Source organism: Geodermatophilus telluris, assembly GCF_900102745.1.
GTDB classification, from domain to species: domain Bacteria; phylum Actinomycetota; class Actinomycetes; order Mycobacteriales; family Geodermatophilaceae; genus Geodermatophilus; species Geodermatophilus telluris.
Genome location: NZ_FMZF01000001.1, coordinates 865,909 through 884,560, shown reverse-complemented (window position 1 = coordinate 884,560; position 18,652 = coordinate 865,909). Strand labels below are relative to the sequence as shown.

The 18,652-nt window shown below is 76.7% G+C and carries 15 protein-coding genes; 6 read left to right on the top strand and 9 right to left on the bottom strand.

Annotated elements, in window-relative coordinates; genetic code table 11:
- Positions 1–3 precede the first annotated feature (3 nt).
- Complete coding sequence (locus BLQ97_RS04285; RefSeq protein WP_091363430.1) at positions 4–1,518, top strand: dihydrolipoamide acetyltransferase family protein; 1,515 nt, start codon at positions 4–6, stop codon at positions 1,516–1,518.
- Between the two features lie 21 nt (positions 1,519–1,539).
- Here the strand turns inward: BLQ97_RS04285 and BLQ97_RS04280 are convergent, their stop codons facing one another.
- Positions 1,540–2,739 carry an FAD-dependent oxidoreductase gene (locus BLQ97_RS04280; RefSeq protein ID WP_091363428.1) on the bottom strand — a complete coding sequence of 400 codons (1,200 nt, stop codon included), beginning with the start codon at positions 2,737–2,739 and terminating at the stop codon, positions 1,540–1,542.
- Positions 2,740–2,913: 174 nt separating this feature from the next.
- Here BLQ97_RS04280 and BLQ97_RS04275 point away from each other — a divergent pair, with 174 nt between their 5' ends.
- Positions 2,914–3,378: an SRPBCC family protein gene (locus BLQ97_RS04275; RefSeq protein WP_091363427.1), complete on the top strand. Its 465-nt coding sequence runs from the start codon at positions 2,914–2,916 to the stop codon at positions 3,376–3,378.
- Between the two features lie 183 nt (positions 3,379–3,561).
- On the opposite strand, the gene BLQ97_RS04270 is transcribed toward BLQ97_RS04275, so the two are convergent.
- From BLQ97_RS04270 to BLQ97_RS04255, 4 genes are read right to left on the bottom strand one after another with little or no spacing between them, the layout of a single operon-like run.
- A complete protein-coding gene (locus BLQ97_RS04270) occupies positions 3,562–3,822 on the bottom strand; it encodes an HPr family phosphocarrier protein (RefSeq protein WP_091116973.1) in 261 nt (86 codons plus the stop codon).
- 56 nt (positions 3,823–3,878) lie between these two features.
- Entirely contained in the window at positions 3,879–6,011 is a 2,133-nt protein-coding gene (locus BLQ97_RS04265) for a PTS fructose transporter subunit IIABC (RefSeq protein ID WP_091363425.1), read from the bottom strand.
- An 18-nt stretch (positions 6,012–6,029) separates the two neighbouring features.
- Complete coding sequence (locus BLQ97_RS04260) at positions 6,030–7,067, bottom strand: 1-phosphofructokinase family hexose kinase (protein ID WP_091363423.1); 1,038 nt, start codon at positions 7,065–7,067, stop codon at positions 6,030–6,032.
- Positions 7,064–7,831, bottom strand: coding sequence for a DeoR/GlpR family DNA-binding transcription regulator (locus BLQ97_RS04255; protein WP_091363422.1), 768 nt, complete (start codon positions 7,829–7,831; stop codon positions 7,064–7,066). The genes BLQ97_RS04260 and BLQ97_RS04255 overlap by 4 nt, the downstream gene beginning before the upstream one ends.
- Before the next feature lie 190 nt (positions 7,832–8,021).
- Here BLQ97_RS04255 and BLQ97_RS04250 point away from each other — a divergent pair, with 190 nt between their 5' ends.
- The 3 genes from BLQ97_RS04250 to BLQ97_RS04245 all read left to right on the top strand — a co-directional run bounded on the left by BLQ97_RS04250 (position 8,022) and on the right by BLQ97_RS04245 (position 12,422).
- Positions 8,022–9,731, top strand: coding sequence for a putative PEP-binding protein (locus tag BLQ97_RS04250; RefSeq protein ID WP_091363420.1), 1,710 nt, complete (start codon positions 8,022–8,024; stop codon positions 9,729–9,731).
- Between the two features lie 159 nt (positions 9,732–9,890).
- On the top strand, positions 9,891–10,037 hold the full coding sequence (locus tag BLQ97_RS23225) for a hypothetical protein (RefSeq protein WP_175471581.1): 147 nt from the start codon (positions 9,891–9,893) through the stop codon (positions 10,035–10,037).
- 342 nt (positions 10,038–10,379) lie between these two features.
- Complete coding sequence (locus BLQ97_RS04245; protein ID WP_245691792.1) at positions 10,380–12,422, top strand: diguanylate cyclase domain-containing protein; 2,043 nt, start codon at positions 10,380–10,382, stop codon at positions 12,420–12,422.
- A gap of 10 nt (positions 12,423–12,432) precedes the next feature.
- On the opposite strand, the gene BLQ97_RS04240 is transcribed toward BLQ97_RS04245, so the two are convergent.
- From BLQ97_RS04240 to BLQ97_RS04225, 4 genes are all read right to left on the bottom strand, one after another.
- A complete protein-coding gene (locus BLQ97_RS04240) occupies positions 12,433–13,266 on the bottom strand; it encodes a tyrosine-protein phosphatase (RefSeq protein WP_091363417.1) in 834 nt (277 codons plus the stop codon).
- Positions 13,267–13,312: 46 nt separating this feature from the next.
- Positions 13,313–14,191, bottom strand: coding sequence for a 3-methyladenine DNA glycosylase (locus BLQ97_RS04235; protein WP_091363415.1), 879 nt, complete (start codon positions 14,189–14,191; stop codon positions 13,313–13,315).
- A gap of 20 nt (positions 14,192–14,211) precedes the next feature.
- A complete protein-coding gene (locus BLQ97_RS04230) occupies positions 14,212–16,155 on the bottom strand; it encodes a helix-turn-helix domain-containing protein (protein ID WP_091363413.1) in 1,944 nt (647 codons plus the stop codon).
- A 71-nt stretch (positions 16,156–16,226) separates the two neighbouring features.
- Complete coding sequence (locus BLQ97_RS04225; RefSeq protein ID WP_091363411.1) at positions 16,227–16,979, bottom strand: 3-hydroxybutyrate dehydrogenase; 753 nt, start codon at positions 16,977–16,979, stop codon at positions 16,227–16,229.
- Positions 16,980–17,221: 242 nt separating this feature from the next.
- Between BLQ97_RS04225 and BLQ97_RS04220 the strand changes: the two genes are divergently transcribed.
- A complete protein-coding gene (locus tag BLQ97_RS04220; RefSeq protein WP_091363410.1) occupies positions 17,222–18,595 on the top strand; it encodes an MFS transporter in 1,374 nt (457 codons plus the stop codon).
- Positions 18,596–18,652 lie beyond the last annotated feature (57 nt).

Here is an 18,652-nt window from a genome sequence, read left to right as displayed (position 1 = left end):
GACATGGCCCTGCGTCAGTTCAAGCTGCCCGACGTCGGTGAGGGCCTCACCGACGGCGAGATCCTGCAGTGGCTGGTCGCCGTCGGCGACACGGTCACGGTCAACCAGCCGCTGTGCGAGGTGGAGACGGCCAAGGCCGCCGTCGAGCTGCCCTCGCCCTACGCCGGCACGGTGACCGCGCTGCTGTTCGAGGCGGGCACCACCGTCGACGTCGGCACGCCGATCATCACCATCGACGACGGCGCCGACGCCCCCGCCGCGGCCCCGGCGCCGGCCGGTGCGGGTGCCGAGGCCGCCGCCGGTGGGCCGGCCGAGTCCGCCGAGCCCGCCGCGGGGCTGATCGGCGGTGCGGCACCGGGCGGCCGGACGGCGGTGCTGGTCGGCTACGGGCCGCGCACCACCGAGGCCCGCCGTCGCCCGCGCCGCGGGGGCCCGCCGCCCGCGCGACCGGCGGCCACCCCCGGTGCCGACTACGGCTCCGGCGGTCAGGACCGGCCGCCGCTGCTGGCCACCGCCCCGGACATGACCGTCAAGCCGGTGCGCCACGGCGGCCTGGAGGTCGGGCGGCAGGCCGAGGCGCACGCCGCGGCCGAGGAGGCCGCCACCGCGCTCGGGGCCGCCCCGGGCCGCGGCCGGCTGCGCCCGCTGGCCAAGCCCCCGGTGCGCAAGCTGGCCAAGGACCTCGGCGTCGACCTCGCCGCGCTGACCGGCACCGGCGCCGGCGGGGTCATCACCCGCGAGGACGTCACCGCCGCCGCGGCCGGGCCCGCGCCCGAGGCCGTCCCTGATGCCGTCGTCGCCGCCGCGCCCGTGGCGACCGCCGGCGAGCAGCGGGTGCCGGTCAAGGGCGTGCGGCGGGCGACCGCCCAGGCGATGGTGGCCAGCGCCTTCACCGCGCCGCACGTCACCGAGTTCCTCACCGTCGACGTCACGCGGATGATGAAGCTGCGGCAGCGGATCGCCGCCCGCCCGGAGTTCGCCGGCGTCAAGGTGAGCCCGCTGCTGTTCGTGGCCAAGGCGCTGCTGCTGGCCGCGCGCCGGCACCCGATGGTCAACAGCTCGTGGGACGAGGCGGCGCAGGAGATCGTCGTCCACGGGCAGGTCAACCTGGGCATCGCCGCGGCCACCCCGCGCGGTCTGCTCGTGCCCAACGTCAAGGACGCCGGCCGGCTCTCGCTGGCCGAGCTCGCGGCCGCGCTGACCGAGCTGACCGAGACGGCCCGGGCCGGGCGGACGGCGCCGGGCGACATGACCGGCGGCACGATCACCATCACCAACGTCGGTGTCTTCGGCGTCGACACCGGGACGCCGATCCTCAACCCCGGCGAGTCGGCGATCCTCGCCTTCGGCGCGGTCCGCGAGCTGCCGTGGGTGCACAAGGGGAAGGTGCGGCCGCGGCAGGTGACCCAGCTGGCGCTGTCGTTCGACCACCGGATCGTCGACGGGGAGCTGGGCTCCCGGTTCCTGGCCGACGTCGGCGCGCTGCTGTCCGACCCCGGGACGGCGCTGGCCTTCTGACCCGCCCGGCGCCGTGCCCGGTCAGCCGCCGGGCACGGCCGCCGGCGGTGTCCAGCGCACGACGCGCGCACCGGCGTCCACGAGCAGGGCCGCCGGCAGCCGCCGGAGGACGGCGTTGCGCGCCAGCTGGGGCCAGCCGCCGGGCAGGTGGGCGCCGATGCGCGCCGTCACCCGCGACTCCCGGGCGATCCGGCGGCAGCGCGGACGGCGGGCGGCGTCGTAGGCGGCGAGCGCGTCGGCCAGCGGCGTGCCCGCGGCGACCGGCGCGGCCACCAGGCGACCCACGCTCACGCCGTCCTCGAGCGAGGTGTTGGCGCCCTGTCCCATGGTCGGGAGCATCGCGTGCGCCGCGTCGCCGACCAGGACGCTCCGCCCGCGCACGTAGGAGTCCGGCCCGTCCTGCAGGTGGTGGACGTCGTGGCGGACCAGCCGCCCGGGCGGGGTGCCGGCCACGGTGGCGCGCACGCGCGGCGCCCAGTCGGCGAACCGCGCGACGGCCGCGGCGTGCTCGTCGTCGTGCCGGACGCCCTCGGGGGAGCGGGTGTAGCCGTACCAGTAGACCTGCGTGGCGCCGATGGGCACGGTGCCGAACTCGGCCTGCGGTCCCCAGACCGCGACGAACCGGTCGCCCGCGGTGCCGGCGACGTCGACCACCGCCCGCCAGCTGCTCCACCCGCTGTAGCGCAGCCGGGCGCGGGGGAACAGCTGCGCCCGCACGGCGCTGCGGATCCCGTCCGCGGCCACGAGCAGGTCCGACGTCCGCGTGTGCTCGGCGCCGCCGGACCGCCAGGTGACCGACGCCGGCTCCCCGCCGGGGTCCCCGGGGACCACCCGGACGACGGCGGCACCGGTGACCAGGTCGGCGTCCCCGGCGGCGCCCAGCAGTGCGGCGTGCAGATGCTGCCGGTGCACGCCCCACAGGCGGTTGACCGGGTCGGGCTCGTCCCCGGGGGCCGGGACGCGCAGCAGCCAGCGCCCGTGCCGGTCCTGCGTGCCGGCGGTGGACGTGGCGCACCCGGCCGCGCGGACCCGGTCGCCGACGTCCAGGGCGTCCAGCGCGGCCATGCCGTTGCGGGTGACCGCCAGACCGGCCCCCACCTCACCGAACTCGGGGGCCCGTTCCAGGACGGTCACCTGCCAGCCGGTCCGGACGAGCGCGGCCGCGGCAGCCAGGCCGGCGATGCCCCCGCCGACCACCGTCGCCGTGCGTTCTCCGGTCACCCGTCCTCCGCTCCCGCGCGAGGTGCTCCGACAGCCGGGAGTGTGCCGGTCCGCAGGCGTCCGTGGCGGCGCGGACGGCGTGCCGGCCTGCGCGGATCCCACGTGTCCACGCCTGCGGGCGGGGGTAGGGCGACCGTGACCGCAACGAGAACCCGAGCCAGAGGAGCGAGTCCCGTGGCCAGCGTGCAGGAGTCCGTCGACGTCGACGTCCCCATCCGGGTCGCCTACGACCAGTGGACCCAGTTCGAGTCCTTCCCCCAGTTCATGGGTGGTGTCGAGCGGATCACCCAGCTCGACGACACGCGCACCCACTGGGTCACCAACATCGACGGCGTCACGCGCGAGTTCGACGCCGAGATCACCGAGCAGCACCCCGAGGAGCGGGTGGCCTGGACCAGCACGAGCGGCGGTGCCAAGCACGCCGGCGTGGTGACCTTCCACCGCCTCGACGACACCAAGACCCGGGTGATGATCCAGATCGACTGGGAGCCCACCGGGATCGTCGAGAAGGCCGGCGCCGCGCTCGGCTTCGACGACCGTCAGGTCAAGGCCGACGCCAAGCGGTTCAAGGAGTTCATCGAGAGCCGCGGCAGCGAGACCGGTGCCTGGCGCGGCGACGTCTCCCGCCCCGACCAGTAGCAGGACCCCCTCGCCCCCGTCCCTCGCGAGCTCGGGCCGGGCCCCTGCGAGGGAGCCGATCCCGCAACGACGACGGCGCCCGCCCCCTCCGGCCGAGGGGACGGGCGCCGTCGTCGTTGCTGGAACGGCCGCCCTTCAGGGTCCCGCGCTGAGCCTGCGAAGCGTGGGGGGAAGGGTGGTCCTTTATTCGGCGTCCAGGTCCTGGGCGACCAGGCCGGCGATCTGGTCGACGACGGACTGGTCGTCGCTGGTGACGGTCACCTCGGTGCCCTTCTGGGCCCCCAGGGTCATGATCATCAGCGGCGACCCGGCGTCGACCGGCGCACCGCCGGGGGTGGCCAGGGTGACCGGGACGCCGGCCTTGCCCACCGCCTCGGCGATGAGCGCGGCGGGGCGGGCGTGCAGGCCGACCCGGGAGCCGACGGTGACGGTCTGGCTGGGCATCAGTCGTCCTCGCTTCTGGTGGGGTGGGTTCCGGTGCTGGGGGACAGCCTGCCCGGTCAGGCGCGAGCGGGCGCGCTGACCCCGGACGCCGGGGTGGCGGTGTGGGCGTGGGCCAGGTCGACGGCGTCCTCCGGGACGGCCTCCTCGGCCTTGGTGCGGCCGATGCTCTTGGCGATGGTGACCGCCAGGCCGCCGACCACCATGCCGGCGACCAGGGCCAGGACGAAGACCACCACGTTGTTCATCGCGAAGAACACGAAGATGCCGCCGTGGGGCGCCCGCAGCTCGACGCCGCTGGCCGCCACGATCGCGCCGGTGGTCGCGCCGCCGAGCATCATCGACGGGATGACCCGCAGCGGGTCGGCCGCGGCGAACGGGATGGCGCCCTCGGAGATGAAGGAGAGGCCCAGCAGCCAGGCGGCCTTGCCGTTGTCCCGCTCGGCCGGGGTGTAGAGCTTCGGCCGGATCGCGGTGGACAGCGCCATCGCCAGCGGCGGGACCATGCCGGCCGCCATGACGGTGGCCATGATCACCAGGGAGCCGCTGGTCTGCGAGGCCAGGCCGGCGGTGGCGAACAGGTAGGCCGCCTTGTTGATCGGGCCGCCGAGGTCGAAGCACATCATCAGGCCGAGGATGATCCCGAGCAGGACCGCCGAGGTGCCGCTGAGGCCGTTGAGCCAGTTGCCCAGGCCCTCGAGCGCGGCGGCCAGCGGGCGGCCCAGCACCGCGACCATGATCCCGCTGGAGATCAGCGTGGCCAGCAGCGGGATGATCACGACCGGCTGCAGCCCGCGGACGCCGGCGGGCAGCTTCCACGAGGCGATCCACCGGGCCACCAGGCCGGCCAGGATGCCGCCCACCAGACCGCCGAGGAAGCCGGCGCCGACGCTGACCGAGACCGCGCCGATGACGAAGCCGGGTGCGATGCCCGGGCGGTCGGCGATCGCGTAGGCGATGTAGCCGGCCAGCGCGGGCACGAGGAACCCGAAGGCCGCCTGGCCGAGCACGGTGCAGACCGCGCCCAGGTAGCCCCAGAAGCCGTCGTTGAGGCCCTCGACGCCGGAGGCGCTCGGCAGGTCGAAGAACGAGTTGTTCAGCACCCAGCTCAGCGCGTAGTTCTGCCCCTCGACGTCGGGGTTGCTGCTGACGATCTGGTAGCCGCCGAAGAGGAAGCCCAGCGCGATGAGCAGACCGCCCGCCGCGACGAACGGGATCATGTAGCTCACGCCGGTGAGCAGCCAGCGGCGGATCTCCGCGGCGGTGGACGGGCGGCCGGCCGCGGCGGCAGCGGGCTCCCCGGCCGCACCCGAGCCGGGCACCCGGCGGGCGTTCGGGTCGTCGGCGGCGGCCAGCGCCTCGCGGATCATGACGTCGGGCTCGTTGATGGCCCGCTTGGTGCCCGACTGGACGACGGGCTTGCCGGCGAACCGGTCGCGGTCGCGGACGCCCACGTCGACGGCGAAGATCACCGCGTCGGCGGCCCGGATGACCGAGGGGTCCAGCGGCGTGGAGCCCGAGGAGCCCTGGGTCTCGACGACGAGGTCGACCCCGGCGTCCTGGGCGGCCGCGGTGAGCTTGTCCGCGGCCATGTAGGTGTGCGCGATGCCGGTCGGGCAGGCGCTGACCGCGACGATCCGGCGGCGGGCCGACGTCCGGTCGGTGGACGCCGGGTCCGCGGCGGCCGGCGAGGTGGCCGGTGCGGGGACCGAGGTGGCCGCGCTCGCGCCGGTCGCCGGCTGCGGGGAGACGACCTCCTCGACCAGGGCGACCACGTCGGCCGGGGTGGCGGCGGCCCGCAGGGCGGCCACGAAGTCCGGCCGCACCAGGGCCCGCGCCAGCGCGGACAGCAGCGTGAGGTGGTCGGCGTCGCCGGCCGCGGGCGCGGCGATGAGGAAGACCAGGTCGGCCGGGCCGTCGGCGGCACCGAAGTCCACGCCCGGGCGCAGGCGGGCGAAGGCCAGCGACGCCTGCGTCACGGCCGCCGATCGGCAGTGCGGGATGGCGATGCCGCCGGGCAGCCCGGTGGCCGCCTGGGCCTCGCGGGCCAGCGCGTCCCCGGCGAGCGCCTCGGCGCCCGTCGCCCGGCCGGCGTCGGCCACCAGGCCGGCCAGCCGGCGGACCACCGTGGCCTTGTCGGAGCCGAGGTCGCTGTCGAGGACGACCAGCTCGGGGGTGATGAGTGCGGACATGACGGACCTTCCGGGGCGTCAGGGGACGTCCCGGCCGGCGGCCGGGACGGGCTGCTGTGCGGGCGGTGCTGCGGGTGGTGCGGGCGGGACGGACCCGGGCAGGCCGGGCTGTGCGGAGACGCCGGCCAGGTCGACCTGGTCGGGCGTGGGGAGGGCGGAACCGGGCAGTGCGGCGGCGGCCGCGCCGGTGGCGACCGCGCGGCGCAGCCGCTCGGCGGCCGGGGCGCCGGCGAGGTCGGCGAGCACGTGCCCGGCCAGGCTGGAGTCGCCGGCGCCGACCGTGCTGCGGACGGTGGTCCGCGGCGGCCGGGCCGACCACACCTCGCCGTCGGCGGTGGAGAGCGTGGCGCCGTCGCCGCCGAGGGTGAGCAGCACCTCGGCGATGCCGCCGTCGTGCAGGCCGCGCACCGCGGCCGAGAGGGCGGCGGGGTCGGCGAGCAGCGCGGCCTCGGTGGTGCCGGCCACCTGGGCCAGCTCCTCGGCGTTGGGCTTGACCAGGTCCGGCGCGGCGTCGGGGCCGGCGGCGAGCAGGGCCAGCAGCGGTGCCTCGGAGGTGTCGACGGCGACCCGCGCACCGGAGCCGCGCACCGCGCGGACCAGGTCGGCGTACCAGTCGGCCGGGGTGCCCGGCGGCAGCGAGCCCGAGAGGACCACCCACGCAGCACCCTCGGCGGCCGCGGCCAGCGCGGTGGTCAGCGCGGCCCGGGTGCCGGCGTCCAGGGGGGTGCCCGGCTCGTTGAGCTTGGTGGTCGTGCCGTCGGGCTCGGTGAGCGTGTAGTTGGTGCGCACCGGGGCGCCGGTGCCCACGGTGACCAGCGGCAGGCGCAGGGCCCGCAGCGCGGTGACCAGCGGGTCGGCGTCCTCGGCGGGGACGACGGCGGTGACGTCGGTACCGGCGGCGGCCAGCACGCGGGCCACGTTGACGCCCTTGCCGCCGGGCTCGGTGGAGCTGGTGCCCAGCCGCACGACCCCGCCCCGGGCGAGCTCGCCGGGCAGGACGAGGGTGCGGTCGAGGCTGGGGTTGGCCGTCAGCGTGACGACGCGGCCGCGGCTCACGCGACCACGACCTCGACGCCGCCGTCCTCGAGCCGGGCGACGACCGCCGGGTCCGCGCCGCTGTCGGTGACCACCACGTCGACCTCGTCGAGGGTGGCGAAGCGGACCAGGTGCTCGCGGCCGAGCTTGCTGCCGTCGGCGAGGACCGCGACCCGCTGGCCGGCGCGCACCATCGCCCGCTTGACCGAGGCCTCGGCCTCGTCGGGCGTGGTGAGCCCGTGCCCGGGGGTGATGCCGTTGGCGCCCAGGAAGGTGACGTCGACGCGCAGCTCGGCCAGCGCCCGCACCGGCGTCTCGCCGACGGCGCACTGGGTGAGCCCCCGGACCCGGCCGCCGAGGACGTGCAGCGTCAGCCCGGCGGCGGTGGCCAGCCGGGCGGAGATCGGCACCGAGTTGGTGGCCACGAACAGGTTCCGGTCGGCGGGCAGCACCTCGGCCAGCGCCGCGGTGGTGCTGCCGCCGTCGAGCAGTAGGCTGCCGCCGGGACCGGGCAGCAGGTCGGCCGCCGCGGCGGCGATCTTGCGCTTGGCCTCCGCCCGGGTGGCGTTGCGCTCGGCCAGCGCCGTCTCGACCAGGGTGAGCGCCGCGGCCGGGACCGCTCCACCGTGCACCCGGCGCAGCACCCCGGACCGCTCGAGGACGGCGAGGTCGCGGCGCACGGTCTCGGTGGTCACCCCGAACTGCTCGGCCACGGCGGTCACCGCGACCCGGCCCTGCTCGGTGACCAGCGTGGCGATCGCCTGCTGGCGCTCCTCCGCGTACACCGGCCCACCTCCTCGTCGTTCCACCGGGTGCCTGATCCGGATCACATTCGTGCCCGAATGTGTGGGTCTTGGCTTGTGTCTGTGTTGTTCTACGTGGGATCCGTTGACAAGTCAACACCGAGTCGTGAGTCTGGTCACCGACGGACGACGGTGTCCTGCCCTGACCGCCTGCAGACCCGATGAGGTGCACATGTCCACCACCACCCCGAGCGCCCCCACCGCCGAGCGCCCCGCCTCCGGCGTGCTGACCGGCACCCCCGTCGTCCCCGGCGTGGTCCTCGGCCCGGTGGTGCGCCCCGCCGGCGCCGTCCAGCTGCCGGCCGAGGCGTTCGAGGAGCTGCCGGAGGCCGCCCGCGCGGAGGAGAAGGCACGCTTCGCCGCGGCCGCCGAGACCGTGGCCGGCCGGCTCGCCGAGCGCGCCGCGGCCGCGACCGGCATGACCGCCGAGGTGCTCTCGGCGACCGCCGGGCTGGCCCGCGACCGCGGCCTGCTCGGCGCGGTCGAGCAGCGGATCGCCGCCGGCGTCCCCGCCGCCGTGGCCACCGTCCAGGCCGCGCAGCAGTTCGTCGAGGTCTTCACCTCGCTCGGCGGGGTCATGGCCGAGCGGGTCACCGACGTCCGCGACGTCCGCGACCGGGTCGTCGCCGAGCTGACCGGCCAGGGCGAGCCCGGGGTGCCCGCGCCCGAGGTGCCCTCGGTGCTGCTGGCCGACGACCTGGCTCCCGCCGACACCGCGGGCCTGGACCCCGCCCGGATCGTCGGCCTGGCCACCCGGCTGGGCGGCACGACCAGCCACACCGCGATCATCGCCCGCCAGCTCAACCTGCCCCTGGTCGTCGCCGTCGAGGGTCTCGACGCCGTGCCCGCCGGTGCCACCGTGCTGCTCGACGCGGAGGAGGGCACCGTCACGGTCGACCCGGACCCGGACGCGGCCGCCGGGCAGCTCGAGGCCGCGCGCCGGGCCGCCGCGGCGCTGGCCGGCTACACCGGCCCGGCCGCCACGCGCGACGGCGTGCCGCTGCCCGTCCTGGCCAACGTCCAGGACGGCGAGGGCACCCGCCTCGCGGTCGCCGCGCACGCCGAGGGTGTCGGGCTGTTCCGCACCGAGCTGGCCTTCCTCGGCCGCGCCGCCGAGCCGACGGTGGAGGAGCAGGCCCGCGGCTACGCCGCCGTCTTCGAGGCCGCGGCCGGCCGCCGCGTCGTCCTGCGCACCCTCGACGCCGGCTCGGACAAGCCGCTGGAGTTCGCCACCCCGCCCGAGGAGGCCAACCCCGCCCTGGGCGTGCGCGGCCTGCGGGTGGCCCGGCGCGACCCCGGCCTGCTCGACCGCCAGCTCGACGCGGTCGCCGAGGCCGCGCGGCGCACCGGCGCCTCGCCGTGGGTGATGGCGCCGATGGTGGCCACCGTGGCGGAGGCCGCCGACTTCGCCGCCCGGGTGCGCGCCCGGGGCCTGGTGCCCGGCGTCATGGTCGAGGTGCCCTCGGCTGCGCTGCTCGCCGACCGCGTCCTGCAGCACGTCGACTTCCTGTCGATCGGCACCAACGACCTCTCGCAGTACGCGCTGGCCGCCGACCGGCTCTCGGCCGACCTCGCCGACCTCACCGACCCGTGGCAGCCGGCGCTGCTCGCGCTGGTGGAGACCGCCGCGGCCGCGGGGCGCCGGGCGGGCAAGCCGGTGGGCGTCTGCGGCGAGGCCGCGGCCGACCCGCTGTTGGCCTGCGTCCTCGTCGGGCTGGGGGTCACCTCGCTGTCCTGCGCCGCCCCGGCCGTCGCCGGCGTCGGTGCCCGGCTGGCCACGGTCGACCTGGCCGCGTGCCAGGAGGCCGCCGCGGCCGCGCTCGCCGCCGACGACCCCCGTGCGGGCCGGGCCGCGGCACGTGCCGTGCTGCTCCGGGGCTGAGGGGGTCGGGGGTCGGCCGCACCGGCCGACCCCACCCCGACGGGTGAACGATCGTCGGGGAGTGACGGACACGACCTTCGCATCGTCGGAATATCCGTCGTCCTGCCTGCTTTACTACTGGTGCACCCCACCGGAAGCCCAGCAGAGGAGACGACGGACATGAACAGCGGGACCACCTGGCGGCAGCGTCGGCAGGCGGCTCGGACGCAGCGCGCCCTCGACCGGGCCCTCGCCCGCAGCAGCAGCCCGGCGATGCGCGACGAGCTGCTCACCATGGCCAACAGCGCCTGGTCGTCGCGCGTCTGAGAAAGGACCCCGCTCCCCGGAGCGGGTGACCGGCCACCTCACGGCCCCGGCCCGCACCCGCGGTCCGGGGCCGAGCCTCGTCCGGGCCGCCGCAGCCGACGTCCTCCCGCACCGCAGCGCGTCCCACCCGACGTCCCACGGTCGGGTGGGACGCTCGATGACCAGGTCACCTGATCGTCGCACCGGGGGGTCCCCCCTTGGGGGTGGGCGGCTCAACCCGGAGCCGTCCGGTGCCGATGGGACGGCGTGAGTGGAGTACGCCCCGGGGCAGACCCCCGGCCCGGCACCGGCCCGGACCCGGTGGCCCCCCGCGCCGGCGGGGAGGCGCGCGAGACGTCCGGGGTGACCACCGGCCTGCTCGTCTCCTACGTGCGCGAGCGCGCCGGTGAGGCCGCCGTCGAGGAGACGCTGCGCCGCGCCGGCGTGCCCTTCACCGCCGAGGAGCTCTCCGAGCCGTCCACCTGGACCAGCTACGACACCCGCATCCGGCTGTTCACCGCGGCCACCGAGGTGCTCGGCGACCCCGACGCGATGTTCCCGATGGGCGCCGAGGCGCTGCGCAACGGGATGAACGCCGCGGTGGTGCTGCTGGTGCGCGCCATGGGCACGCCGCGACAGGTCTACGCCCGGCTGCCCCGCGCCGTGGCCAACTTCAGCACCACCTCGACCATGCAGGTGCTCGAGGCCGGCGCCACCACGGCCACCATCCGGTACCAGCTGCACGAGGGCTACGTGCACTCGCGCCTCGACTGCGACTACGCCCGCGGCCTGATCAGCATGGTCCCCACCGTCTTCGGCCTGGCGCCGGCGCAGGTCGTGCACGAGGAGTGCGAGTCCTCGGGCTACGAGGCCTGCGTCTACCACCTGTCCTGGGACCGGCGGCAGCGCCTCCCGTGGCGCCGGCGCGGCGCGACGACGGCGGCCGACCCGGAGCTGGCCGCGCTGCGCATCCAGGTCCGCAGCCTGCAGTCGGCGGCCACCGACCTGGTCGACGGCGTGGACCTCGACACCGTGCTGCCGCGCATCGTCGAGCGGGCCGCCGCCGCCGTCCTGGCCCCCGCCTACCTGCTCGCCGTCTCCGCACCCGCTGGCGGCGCGCCCCTCGTGCACAGCGCCGGCCTGCCCGACGCCGACGTGCCCGGCCTGACCGCCCGGCTGCTGGCCGGGGAGGACCTCGGACCCGGCGCGGTCGTCGTCGACGTCAGGTCCGCCCGGCGCACGCACGGCCGGCTGGCCGCCCTGCACCGGCCCGGCGAGGGCGGCCTCGGCGACGAGCGGGCCATGCTCGCCGCGTACGCCGGGCACGCCGCGGCCGCCCTCGACCTGGTCATGGCCCTGGAGGGCAGCCGGCTGGAGACCCGCCGGGCCGGCGCCCTGCTCGACCTCGCGCACGGCCTGGCCCAGGCGGCCGACGTCCCGAGCACCTGCGCGACCGTCGCCCGCGCGCTGCCCAGCATCGTCGGCTGCGACAACGCCGCGGTCATGCTGTGGGACCCGGCCGCCGGCGCCCTGTCGACGGCGGCCACCGTGGGGCTGCCCGCCGACCGGGAGACGGTCATGCGCACCACCTCCCTGCGGGCCGAGGAGGTCCCGGAGCTCCTCGGCATGCTCAGCGACCGCGAGCCGCGGGTGCTCAGCCCCACCGGCGGCAGCGCGCCCATGCGGCGGCTGCTCACCTCGCTGGGTGTCAGCGACGCGGTCGCCGTGCCCCTGCTGGCCGGCAGCACGTTCCTGGGGGTCGTCACCGCCAGCTGGTCGGAGGGGCAGTCCGGCGGCGCGGTGGACGCCGACGTCCTCGCCCGCCTGCGCGGTGTCGGCGACCAGGCCTCCACGGCGCTGCAGAAGGCCCGGCTGCTGGAGACCGTCCGCCACCAGGCGACCCACGACGCGCTGACGGGGCTGCCCAACCGGGTGCTGTTCCGCGAGCGCCTGGCCACGGCCCTCGCCGCGGTCCCGGACGGCAGCGCGGTCGGCGTCCTGTTCTGCGACCTCGACCGGTTCAAGGCGGTCAACGACACCCTCGGACACGCGGCCGGCGACGAGCTGCTGCGCCAGGTCTCGGCCCGGCTGCGCGCCGCGGTGCGCCCCGGCGACACGGTCGGCCGGCTCAGCGGCGACGAGTTCGCCGTGCTGCTCCCGCGGCTGGGCGGTCCCGCCGACGCCGACAGCGTGGTCGCCCGGGTGGACGAGGCGTTCGCCGAGCCCTTCCGGCTCGACGGCACCCCCGTCGACGTCGGCACGAGCACCGGCGTGGCGGTGCGCAGCGGCCCGGTCGCCGACGTCGCGGCCGTGGCCGAGCAGCTGCTGCGCGACGCCGACGCCGCGATGTACCGGCACAAGCACCGCGACCGCCCGCCGGCGCCCTCCCCGCGTCAGGCCACCTGAGCCGCGCGGCTCAGTCGCGGAGGCGCGCGCGCAACGCCGCCTGCTCGCGGGCGCCGAAGCCGTGCGCGGCCAGCCAGCCGAGCGGGCCGCCGTGCCGCTCGCGCAGCACCGCGAGCACCCGCCGCATCGTCTCGGCGCGCGGCGTGTGGCTGGCCACGTCGCGCCGGGTCATGTCCTCGGCGTAGGTCGGCGACTCGCGCAGCTTGGCCACCAGGTCGTCGATGACCTCGGCGGTCATCGCGTAGTCGGCCACGATCTCCTCGTCGGGCACGCCGGCCGCCGCGAGCGCGAACATGACCACCACGCCCGTGCGGTCCTTGCCCGCCGCGCAGTGCACGACCGCCGCGCCCCCGCCCTCGCCGTCGACCAGCGCCCGCAGCGCGGCGACCACGTTCTCCGGCCGGTGGTGCAGGTAGCCGAGGTAGGCGCGCACCGCCGGGGGCTCGACCTCGTCGGCCGCGGTGGTCTGCCGCGGCAGCACCGTCTCCGCCCAGTCGGCCGGCAGGTCGGGCAGCTCGTCCTCCTCGACGGCGAAGACGTCGGTGTGGTGGCCCCGCTCGGGCAGCAGCGTGAAGTGCCGGTGGGTGACGTCCTCGACCGACCGCAGCGGGCCGCGGCCCTCGAGCAGCACCTCGGCGGTCGTGCGCAGGTCGACCACGTCCCGCAGCCTCAGCTCGCCGACCAGCCGGCGGACGTCGTCGTCGCTGAGCGTCTGCAGGTTGTCGCTGCGCAGCACCCGGCCGAACGCCGTCGTCCCGCCGTCGGTGGTCGGCAGCCCGCCGAGGTCCCGGGTGTTGGTGGTGCCGTCGAGGCGCAGCCAGCGGTCGGAGGGTGCGGAGGTCACGCTCCCGACCGTACGGCGTCGGCGCGCCCGCCCCGGCCGCCGGAGGTCAGGAGCCGAGCAGCGCGTCGCAGAGGCCGACGAGGCGCTGCCGCAGCGGGGCGGCGCGGGCGGCGAAGGCCCGCTGCGCGGCCGCGTACCCGGCCCGGCCCTCCGGCGTCTCGATCCGCACCGGCGGGTAGCCGTGGCCGGCGAGGTCGTAGGGCGAGGCCCGCATGTCCAGCTCGCGCACCTCGACGGCGAGGGCGAAGCAGTCGGCCACCAGCTCCCCGGGGACGGCGGGGGAGAGCTTGTAGGCCCACTTGTAGAGGTCCATCGTGGCGTGCAGGCAGCCCGGCTGCTCCATCGCGACCTGCGTCTCCCGCGTCGGCCGCAGCCGGTTGAGGCCGACGGCCTCGGGGGTGAAGAACCGGAACGCGTCGTGGTGGCTGCACCGCACCGGGTGCGACTCGACCACGGCGTCGGTGCCGGCCCGGCCCAGCCGAAGCGGGACGGCGTGCCGGCGCTCGTCGGCGCGGTAGACCATCGCCCACTCGTGCAGCCCGAAGCAGCCGGTCTGCGCCGGCCGCGACGCGGTGGCCGCCAGCAGCTCCCGCACGAAGCGCACGGTCGGCTCCCGGTCGGCCAGGAGGGCGGCGACGTCGAGCCGCACCGTCCCGTCGCCGTCGGTGGCGTACCACCGCCACGCCGCGTGCGGCGCCGGACCGTCGGCCGACGGCGCCAGCGCGACCCCGGCTCCGGGGTGCCAGCGGCGCAGCCGGCCGGGCGTCTCGGAGTAGTAGGTGAACAGGAAGTCGAGCACCGGGTGGCGCTCGCCGCGGCGACGGCGCTCCCGGTGCGGGGCGGTCCACTGCTCGACGCGCGCGTCGTGCGCCGCGGCCCGCGCGGTCCACTCCGCCGCGCTCAGGCGGGGCAGCACGGCGGTCACCGCACCAGCCTAGGAGCCGCTCAGCCGTCGTCGACGGCGGTGAGCCGGTGCAGCCGCAGCGCCAGGTGCACCTCCAGCGCGCGGTCGGGCGCCGACCAGTCGCGGCCGAGCAGCCGGCCCACCCGGTCCAGCCGCTGGGTGACGGTGTTGACGTGCACGTTGAGCACCTCCGCCGCCCGCGCGGGGGAACTCCCGGTGTCGAACCAGGCCCGCAGCGTGGCCACCAGGTCGGTGCCGCGGCGGGCGTCGTAGTCGAGCACCGGCGCGAGCGTCGCGCTGACGAACCCCGGCACGTCGCGACCCTCGCCCACGAGCAGCCCGACGAAACCGAGCTCGTCGGCGCTGGCCGACTCGCCCGCCCGCCCGAGCGCCTCCAGCGTCGACGCACAGCGCCCGGCCTCCGCGCAGGCGCCCGCCACGGCAGCCGGTCCGTCCACCGGCCCGGCGCCGCCCGCGGTCACCGGCCGGCCGACCGCCGCGGTCACCTCCCGGCACACCAGCGCGGCGGCCTCCCCGGCGGCGAGGTCGGGCAGGCACACCACGACGCGGCCGTCCCGCGTCCCGGCCAGGCCCCCGCGGGTGGCGGCCAGGTGGGTGGCGGCGGCCAGCGCCCGCCCCCGGCCCTGCTCCGGCACCCGGACGACGACCACCGCCAGCGGCCGGTCGAGGTCGGCACCCAGCCGGCGGGCCCGCTCGCGCAGCCCGTCGGGGTCGCGCAGCGGCACGGTGAGCAGCTCGTCGACCAGCTCGCCGCGCACCCGGCCCTCCGCCTCGCTGGCGGTGCGCCGGATGAGCAGCAGCAGCGCGGTCACCAGCGCGGCGCGCTCGAGGATCCGCTGGTCGGCGTCGGAGAGGTCGGCGGCCTGCTGCAGCACCAGGCCGCCGAGCAGCTCGCTGCCCACGGTGACCGCGGCGGTCCACCACTCGCCGTCGCGGACCGTGCGGCCGGTGGCGCGGGCCAGCGCCAGCGCTCCCGCGGGGTCGGGCGGCAGGGCGTCGGCGCCGCCGTCCCCACCGGTGGGGCGCCCCTCCTCGTCGAGCACCGCGATCCGGCCGCCGAGGGCCTCGGTGACCGCGGCGGCGACGCCCTCGACCCCGCCGCCGCGCAGGACGACGTCGATGAACCGGTCGTGCACCCCGGCCGCCCGCTCGACCGACTCGGTGTGCGCCCGCAGCTCTCGGGTGGCCGCGGACAGCTCCTCCAGCGCGGTGCGGGTCTCCTCCAGCAGGCGGGCGTTGTCGATCGCGATCGCCGCGTGCGCGGCGAGCGAGCCCAGCAGGGACACCTCGGAGCGGTCGAAGGCCCGCTCGGTGCGGTCGGCGGCGTAGAGCACCCCGATGACCTGCGACCCGCGGATCAGCGGGACGCCGAGGATGGCGACCAGGCCCTCCTCGCGGACGCCGTCGTTGATCTCGTCGGTGTGGTGGAACCGCGGGTCGGCGAAGTAGCTGGCGGTCGCGTAGGGCGCCGCGGTCTGCGCCACCAGCCCGCCCAGACCCGCACCCATCGGCAGCCGCAGCGCCTGGAACCGGGCCGACACCGAGCCGTCGGTGACCCGCATGTAGGTGTCGCCGCGGGCGTCGTCGTTGAGCGTCAGGTAGGAGACGTCGGTGCCCAGCAGCTGCCGGGCGCGCCGCACGATGGCGGTCAGCACCGAGTCGACGCCGCGCAGCGTGGCCAGGTCGCTGGCGGTGTCGAACAGCGCGGAGAGCTCGGACTCCCGGCGACGGCGGGCGGCGAACGCGGCGCGCACCTGCAGCGCCAGCAGCCGCACGTCCTCCAGCTCGGCGAGGGTGGCGGCGTCGGCGCCGGAGGCCCGGGCGCGCACCAGCGGCCCCTCGAACTCGATGGCCGCGGCGTCGTCGAGCACCAGCCGCAGGTACTCGGCGGCCGCGGAGGTGGCGCGGGGTGCCCGGCCGGTGCCGTCGGCGGGCGGTGCTGCGCTCCGGGCCACGACCGGCATCCTCTCGGTTCCAGGCCCCCTGGAGGGCCCCGCCGCGAGCTTGCGAGCCGTGGGGGGTAGGGGGTCCTGTCTCAGTGGGCGGTCCACCCGCCGTCCATGCGCAGGGAGGTGCCGGTGACCGACGTGGCGGCCGGCGAGCACAGCCAGGCGATCGCGTCGGCCACCTCGGCCGGCTCGATGAGCCGCTTGAGCGCCGCCGGGGCGAGCATGACCTGCTCGACCACCTCGTCCTCGGAGATGCCGTGGGTGCGCGCCTGGTCGGCGATCTGGCCCTCGACCAGCGGCGTGCGCACGTAGGCCGGTGCCACGCAGTTGGAGGTGACGCCGTGCGGGGCGCCCTCCAGCGCGACCACCTTCGACAGGCCCTCGAGCGCGTGCTTGGCCGTCACGTACGCGGACTTGAACGGCGAGGCCCGGTGCCCGTGCACCGAGCTGACGTTCACGATCCGGCCGAAGCCGCGGCCGTACATGTGCGGCAGCGCCCCGCGCACCAGCCGGAACGGCGCCTCGACCATCAGCCGCTGGATGGTCGAGAACACCTCGACGGGGAACTCGTGCAGCGGCGCGACGTGCTGGAAGCCGGCGTTGTTGACCAGGACGTCGACGTCGAGGTCGAGCGCGTCGACGGCGGCCAGGTCGGAGAGGTCCACGGTCACCGCGGTGCCCCCGACCGTGGCGGCCACCTCCTCGGCGGCCGCGGCGTCCCGGTCGACGACGACCACCGCGGCGCCGGCCTCCGCCAGCCGCGCGGCCACCGCCCGCCCGATGCCCGAACCGCCACCGGTCACCATCGCCCGCCGACCCTGCAGGTCCTCCGCGCCCATGGGGGCACGGTAGGGGGTGGGGGCGCCGCCCTCCCACGGGTGTGGTCCACACACTCCGCCGATCTCCGGTGGGTCGGACGCACACAGCCAGCGGCGGTGCGACCCGGCCGACGTGGTTCCGGAACCTGTCGCGCCCACACATGAGCGTCGTCACAAGACTGGTGGAGAGCACATGGAGCCGGCCCGCGCACCTGCCTAGCGTCGGACCCCGACCGGACCCCGACGTCCCCCAGGAGACCCGCATGACCGCACCGTCCCCGGTGCCCCGCCAGCGAGGGCGCTTCGGCCGCGTCGTCGGCGCGAGCATCATCGGCACCACCGTCGAGTGGTACGACTTCTTCCTCTACGGCTCGGCCGCCGCCCTCGTCTTCGGCCCCCTGTTCTTCCCCGACTCCTCCGACTTCGCCGGCGTGCTGCTGTCGTTCGCGACCTACGCGATCGGCTTCGCCGCCCGCCCGATCGGCGCCCTGGTCTTCGGCCACTTCGGCGACCGCGTGGGCCGCAAGAAGCTGCTGGTCGTCTCGCTGCTGATGATGGGTGGCGCCACCTTCGCCATCGGGCTGCTGCCCACCTACGCCACGATCGGCGCGGCCGCACCGCTGCTGCTGGTGCTGCTCCGGCTGGTCCAGGGCTTCGCGCTCGGCGGCGAGTGGGGCGGCGCGGTGCTCATCGTCTCCGAGCACGGCCGGCCCGAGCACCGCGGCTTCTGGGCCTCCTGGCCGCAGGCCGGCGCCCCGGCCGGGCAGCTGCTGTCCACCGGCGTCCTGGCCGTGCTGGCGGCGTTCCAGTCCGACGAGGCGTTCGCCGCCTGGGGCTGGCGCATCCCGTTCCTGCTCTCGGCGGTGCTCATCCTCGTCGGCCTGTGGGTGCGGCTGGCGGTGAGCGAGTCGCCGGTGTTCCTCGAGGCGCAGCGGATCGCCGAGGAGAAGGCCCGCGCGACCGGTGCCGCCGAGGAGGCCCCCATCGCCGTCGTGCTCAAGCGGTACAAGCGCGAGGTGCTCGTGGCCATGGGCGCGCGCATCGCCGAGAACGTCGCCTTCTACGTGCTGACGGCCTTCACCACCGCCTACCTCACCCAGGCCCTCGGCCTGGACGCCTCCTTCGCGCTCAACGCGCTGCTGGTGGCCTCCGCCGTCCACCTGGTGACCATCCCGCTGTGGGGCGCGCTGTCCGACCGCGTCGGCCGGCGCCCGGTCTACCTGTTCGGGGCCGTCGGCACCGGCGCGTGGGCCTTCGCCCTGTTCGCGCTCTACGCCACGGAGAGCTTCTGGCTGGTCGTCCTCGGCCTGGTCGTGGGCCTGCTGTTCCACGGTGCGATGTACGGCCCGCAGGCGGCCTTCTTCGCCGAGCTGTTCGGCACCAAGGCCCGCTACACCGGCGTCTCGATCGGCGCCCAGCTCGCCTCGGTCGTGGCCGGGGCCCCGGCGCCGCTGATCGCCGTCGCGCTGCTCGGCAGCTTCGGCGACCCGACCCCGGGCCGGGTGGCCGTCTACGTGGCGGTGTGCGCCGCCATCACGCTGGCCGCCGTGCTGTCCTACGGCGAGACCCGCGTCCGCGACCTCGGCGCCGACGACGCCGTCGAGGCCGCGGGACGGCGGTCCACCGCCGCCGTGTAGGTCGGCCGCCCCACCACACGGGCCCCCCGTGACACACGTCACGGGGGGCCCGTGTGC